This is a genomic window from Ectothiorhodospira sp. PHS-1 (assembly GCF_000225005.1).
Classification (GTDB): Bacteria; Pseudomonadota; Gammaproteobacteria; order Ectothiorhodospirales; family Ectothiorhodospiraceae; genus Ectothiorhodospira.
Map to the genome: position 1 here is coordinate 1 of NZ_AGBG01000056.1, position 5,595 is coordinate 5,595.

The 5,595-nt window shown below is 63.0% G+C and carries 5 protein-coding genes, 3 tRNA genes and 1 pseudogene; 2 read left to right on the forward strand and 7 right to left on the reverse strand.

All coding sequences use genetic code 11. The features are described from left to right. Positions 1-103 precede the first annotated feature (103 nt). From ECTPHS_RS13335 to ECTPHS_RS13345, 3 genes are all read right to left on the reverse strand, one after another. Positions 104-179, reverse strand: a tRNA-Thr gene (locus ECTPHS_RS13335). Positions 180-200: 21 nt separating this feature from the next. Further along, a tRNA-Gly gene (locus ECTPHS_RS13340) sits at positions 201-274 on the reverse strand. A 157-nt stretch (positions 275-431) separates the two neighbouring features. After that, positions 432-516: transfer RNA gene (locus tag ECTPHS_RS13345), tRNA-Tyr, on the reverse strand. Between the two features lie 204 nt (positions 517-720). On the opposite strand from ECTPHS_RS13345, the gene ECTPHS_RS13350 reads away from it, so the two are divergent. Both ECTPHS_RS13350 and galE read left to right on the forward strand, forming a co-directional pair. Then, positions 721-2,058, forward strand: a complete 1,338-nt coding sequence (locus ECTPHS_RS13350; RefSeq protein ID WP_008933287.1) for a UDP-glucose/GDP-mannose dehydrogenase family protein — start codon at positions 721-723, stop codon at positions 2,056-2,058. A 15-nt stretch (positions 2,059-2,073) separates the two neighbouring features. Continuing rightward, positions 2,074-3,056: pseudogene (gene galE, locus ECTPHS_RS13355) on the forward strand (UDP-glucose 4-epimerase GalE). Positions 3,057-3,089: 33 nt separating this feature from the next. Here galE and ECTPHS_RS13360 read toward each other — a convergent pair. From ECTPHS_RS13360 to ECTPHS_RS15010, 4 genes are all read right to left on the reverse strand, one after another. Then, complete coding sequence (locus ECTPHS_RS13360) at positions 3,090-4,178, reverse strand: nucleotidyltransferase family protein (protein WP_008933288.1); 1,089 nt, start codon at positions 4,176-4,178, stop codon at positions 3,090-3,092. After that, complete coding sequence (locus ECTPHS_RS13365; RefSeq protein ID WP_210386935.1) at positions 4,165-5,067, reverse strand: HprK-related kinase A; 903 nt, start codon at positions 5,065-5,067, stop codon at positions 4,165-4,167. Before ECTPHS_RS13365 ends, ECTPHS_RS13360 begins: the two co-directional genes overlap by 14 nt. 23 nt (positions 5,068-5,090) lie before the next feature. After that, positions 5,091-5,348, reverse strand: a complete 258-nt coding sequence (locus tag ECTPHS_RS14870) for a hypothetical protein (RefSeq protein WP_008933290.1) — start codon at positions 5,346-5,348, stop codon at positions 5,091-5,093. Between the two features lie 59 nt (positions 5,349-5,407). Then, on the reverse strand, positions 5,408-5,595 hold a 188-nt coding region (locus ECTPHS_RS15010; protein WP_008933291.1), incomplete at its 5' end, for a hypothetical protein.

Here is a 5,595-nt window from a genome sequence, read left to right on the forward strand (position 1 = left end):
AATGGTACCCACGTTCACGTGCGGCTTCTTACGCTCGAATTTTTCCTTCGACATGGTCTAGCACCCCGGTTGAAGTTCTTGCTTTACACAAAAAGAGATACGTTGGAGCCCATAACCGGACTTGAACCGGTGACCTCTTCCTTACCAAGGAAGTGCTCTACCGACTGAGCTATATGGGCCGGACTCATTCACTATTCTGTTGGAGCGGGTGATGGGAATCGAACCCACATCATCAGCTTGGAAGGCTGAGGTTCTACCATTGAACTACACCCGCGGAACCCCGCACTGCCGGTAGCGCCACTCAGTCGCCTTGCCGGCACCCGCCCGCTCGAAGCGGCACACGGGACGCCAAGTAAAACACCTCACCTTCCCTGATTCAGGAAGGAATCCCGGCGCCCACATTTTCATGCTGAACACCGGAACCAGAAATCTGGTGGAGGGGGAAGGATTCGAACCTTCGAAGGCTGAGCCAGCAGATTTACAGTCTGCCCCCTTTGACCGCTCGGGAACCCCTCCAGGGGTGAAAGCCGGTGATTATTCGCATACGAGACCCTTCTGTCAAGCATTAATTTCGATTGAAGTGAAATTCCCGCAATGGCGGTGAATGCCTTGGGGAAGTGGCGCGAGGAAGGGAGCGCTTCCTTAATGAAGTCATCACGGGCCTTTGCTACGATGCCCGTTTCATCCTGCAAGATCCATCATCAGGGGATATCGCACGACATGAAGGTCACCATTTACGGCTCCGGCTACGTAGGACTGGTCACGGGCGCCTGCCTGGCGGAAGTGGGCAACCACGTCCTGTGCGTGGACATCGACCCCGACAAGATCGAACGCCTCAAGCGCGGCGAGATCCCCATCTACGAGCCCGGCCTGGATGACCTGGTGGCCGAAAACGCCGCCACCGGCCGCCTCGCCTTCACCCTGGACCCGGCGGAAGGCGTCAAACACGGCCTGTTCCAGTTCATCGCCGTGGGCACCCCGCCCGACGAAGACGGCTCCGCCGACCTGAGCCATGTACTGGCCGTGGCCCGCGCCATCGCCGACAACATGAGCGAATACCGCATCGTGGTGAACAAGTCCACCGTCCCCGTGGGCACCGCCGACAAGGTCAAGGCAACCATCACCGACACCCTGGCCCAACGCGGCTCCCAGGTGGACTTCGACGTGGTCTCCAACCCGGAATTCCTCAAGGAAGGGGCCGCCATCGACGACTTCATGAAGCCCGACCGCATCATCGTCGGCACCGACAACCCGCGCACCGCCGAACTCATGCGCGCCCTCTACGCCCCCTTCAACCGCAACCATGACCGGGTCATGGCCATGGACATCCGCTCGGCGGAACTCACCAAATACGCCGCCAACGCCATGCTGGCCACCAAGATCAGCTTCATGAACGAACTGGCCAACCTGGCGGAAAAACTGGGCGCCGACATCGAGCATGTGCGCCAGGGTATCGGCTCCGACCCGCGCATCGGCTACCACTTCATCTATCCCGGCTGCGGCTACGGCGGCTCCTGCTTTCCCAAGGACGTGAAGGCCCTGGAACGCACCGCCCGCCAGGTGGGTTTCAAGGCCCAGCTGCTGGCCGCCGTGGAGGATGTGAACGAGCGCCAGAAGGAACGCCTGTTCGACAAGATCCGCACCCACTTCAACGGCGACCTCAAGGGCCGCACCATCGCCCTGTGGGGGCTTTCCTTCAAGCCCAACACGGACGACATGCGCGAGGCCTCCAGCCGTACCCTGATGGAAGCCCTGTGGGATGCCGGCGTCCATGTCCGTGCCCACGATCCGGTGGCCATGGAGGAATGCACCCGCCTCTACGGCGAGCGCCCGGACCTGACCCTGTACGAAGATCACGAAGAAGCCCTGGCGGGCGCCGACGCCCTGGCCATCGTCACCGAGTGGAATGTGTTCCGCAGCCCGGACTTCGACCTGATCCGCAAGCAGCTCAAGACCCCGACCATCTTTGACGGTCGCAACCTCTACGAGCCGCGACACCTGGAAGACATGGGGTTTGCCTATTACGCCATCGGCCGAGGCCGGTCCATCCAGGCCTGAGCCCGAGGGATCACCATGTCAAACAAACCCATCCTGGTCACCGGCGGCGCCGGCTACATCGGCAGTCACACCGCCCTGATGCTGGCCGAGGCCGGTGAACGCGTCATCGTCCTGGACAACCTCTCCACCGGCTTCGCCGACGCCGTCACCCAGGGCGAACTGATCATCGGCGACGTCGCCGACAAGGCGTTGGTCAGCCGCATCCTGCACGAGCATGACATCGACACCGTCATGCACTTCGCCGCCCACACCATCGTCCCCGAATCCGTCGCCGACCCGCTCAAGTACTACGGCAACAACACCTGCGGCACCCGCAACCTGCTGGAATGCTGCGCCCGGGCCGGCGTCAAGCATTTCGTCTTCTCCTCCACCGCCGCCGTCTACGGCACCCCCCACGACGGCATCGCCCGGGAAGACAGCCCTACCGCCCCATCAACCCCTACGGCACCTCCAAGCTCATGAGCGAATGGATGCTCAGGGATCTCTCCGCCGCCGGCGAAATGCGCCACGTCATCCTGCGCTACTTCAATGTCGCCGGCTCCGACCCGCAAGGTCGCATCGGCCAGTCCACCGCAAAGGCCACCCTGCTGGTCAAGGTGGCCTGCGAAGCCGCCGTGGGCAAGCGCGCCCATGTCTCCATCTTCGGCACCGACTACCCCACCCCCGACGGCACCGGCGTGCGCGACTACATCCACGTCAGCGATCTGGCGGCCGCCCACCTCAAGGCCCTGGAACACCTCCGCGCCGGAGGCGAATCAGACACCTTCAACGTGGGCTACGGCCACGGCCTGAGCGTCAGGGAAGTGCTGGATGCGGTGGAGCGCCTGAACGGCAAGCCGCTGGACATCCGGGAAGAACCGCGCCGCCCCGGCGACCCACCCAGCCTGGTGGCCGCGGCGGACCGAATCCGCGCCACACTGGGCTGGACCCCGCGGCGCGACGACCTGGCGTTCATCGTTCGCACCTCGCTGGAGTGGGAACGGGCGCCGCGCTACTAAGAAGAAACAGGCCCGGCGGCGATGAACCGGGCCTCAGGACTGCCGAACAAAGGCCTTCCTGCCCAGGTGCATCATCAGCAAATGAGGGGGCATTTTCTGCCAGTGCCCCCGAATGATCAGCAACCACTCACTCAAACGCCGATGGACACCCCGATCCAGGGTGTCCGAAGGGGACAGGGACATCCTCAACCCCCAGTCCAGCACCGCCCCCCCGAACCCCACTGGATAACGGCGTCGCGCCAGATCCAGCACATCTCCCGGGACAGGGGTACCCACCAGACGATCCAGGTAATGCAGCGCCATGAAAAGGGGACGCTCAAGCCCGATCTCGGCCGCCCGCAGCAGCAGGCGCCGCCAGTCCTCGTCACCCGAAAAACCCCGGATCATCCCGTCCAGATCCAACAGATCCCGGAGCCCACCGGCCATCTCGCCCTCGGAAAAGAACAGATGCGTCGCGCTGTGCAGCACCCGGTCCTCCGGCGCCAGCACCCTGAAGAAACAGCCGTCGAGGGTCGTCGCGGCATCCATCAGCAAGTCCGGACGGGTCTTCAGACGGGCCGTGGGCGGCAGGATCGAATGATGGACGTCAAGGGTCGTGCCGCGACGGATATGCTGCAGCGGCGGCAATTCATGCATCCATTCACGGTAATAGCGCTGGTCATAGGCATCATGATGACTGTTCACCCAGCCCTTGAGCATCAGCGCCGCCTCCACCCGAGGCAACGCCTCCGGCGCCACCATGATGTCGATATCACCAAACAGACGCCCCCGGGCAAATGCCAGATCGGCCACATGGTAGGCCACCCCCTTGAGCAGGATGACCGGCACATCCAGCCCGGACAGCGCCTCCTCGATACAGGAAAGCTCCCACCGCAGCTCCTCTGCCTGGGTATTGACCCGGATAATGGCCCATTCCAGATGCTGACGGGGACCGGCGGGCACGGACGCCAGCAGTCCGCACTCATCGAAGCGCATCGCCAGCCTGCCGAGCAATCGGCTCAGACGAGCCTGCCTGATCAGCACATCCCACTGACCGGGAGAAAGGGCTCCCAAGGCCTCGGGATTGAGCACCCCGGACACGAGCAGCTCCCTTGCCGAACCACGCGCGTCAGGCAGCGGCATGGATGTCCTCCACCAGCCGCATACCCTCATCCAGACTACCGTAGCCGATTTCGTGGCACCCGCAACGCTCCACAAGATCCGCCAACGCTTCAAAACCTTGCCGACGCAGGGCTGAAAAATTGAAGGCGCTCTCCATCAGCAGTGCAAACGCGGCACCCTGCCCCACCCCGCGATGCATGGGCCGGGCACCACGGGTGAATTTCGGAAAGATCACCGCCACCGGGGCGGCCGGACGCCGCACGGCCAGTACGCTCTCCCGGGGCGGGCGCATGAGCGCCACCGAACCCTTCACGGTGTCCCGCACCGTCCCACTGAACGCATCCTCCCCCGCCAGCCCCTTGATCAGGTCGATGGAGTCATTCTTCAGACTGATCGGGCGCGCCAACCCTTCGATGCTGAGTGCATCCAGGGCCAGCGGCGCCAGCTCATCCGACAGCAACCGCCAACCGTGATGCACCAAGCCTGCCACCAGGGTGCTCTTACCGGAACCCGGCGGCGCGGGAATCAACAGGGCCTTGCCGTCCTTTTCCACCACGGCGGCGTGCAGAATCAGGCAATCCTTCACGGCGTCATGCACGCACCAGTTAAGACCCCATTCCAGCAACGGAAAGGCCTGCGCATGGGGCAAGGGGAAGAAAGACGAACTGCCGTCCACATGGAATTCAAGCTGCCTGCCGAACCATCGGCGCAGATTGCGAGGTGGTCTCACCTCCACATGGAAGTCGGCGAACCCTTCCAGGCTCACCGGGTGATGCCGATACATCCGCTGGACTTCATCGGCCAGGTGTTCAACGGGGGAACTCAGGCGAAAGGAAAAGCGCCCGAAATGGATAATGGCACCGGCACCGGCCACCAGCGCCCTGAAGTCACGGGCGGGGATGGCACCCACCTCAACCAACGGGAGGGAGGCCTTTATGCCGTCCGCTCCACCAACTGCATCCCCTCCAGGGTGGACATGACCTGATACAACGCTTCCTGGGTTTTGCATCGGAGATCTTCGGATCCGGAAGTTTCGGTGTCGGGGGTGCAGGACCGCAGTAATGCCATGAAATCGCCGCGCCCAGCCGCCAGATGCTCCAGCACCTCACCGTGAAAACGGGACAGCACAAAGACATCACCCGAACCCTGATGAAAGACGGCCACGCCATCATCCAGGGTTCGAACGATCACGCCCGCAGGGTGCAACCGCCAGGAGGCGGCAGAGTCACCGTACCCGGCCAGAGAGGCACTCAAGGCGCCACCACGACCCCGAATGTATCAGGTGCCCCATCGGTATAGAATGACGTGGTCCCGAATGTGCTGTGAAGATAGATCAGAACATCACCCTTCTGCCAAACGACGCCGGGCTTGACCGCATAACCGCTTCCGACATCAATGGCACTCCACATCTCAAGCACCTGAATCCTGCTCAGAGGCT

What these genes read in the sequence shown, in the direction of transcription:
- ECTPHS_RS13350 (WP_008933287.1), top strand. Translation starts at nt 721, where the DNA reads ATGAAGGTCACCATTTACGGCTCCGGCTACGTAGGACTGGTCACGGGC.
- ECTPHS_RS13360 (WP_008933288.1), bottom strand. Translation starts at nt 4,178, where the DNA reads ATGCCGCTGCCTGACGCGCGTGGTTCGGCAAGGGAGCTGCTCGTGTCC.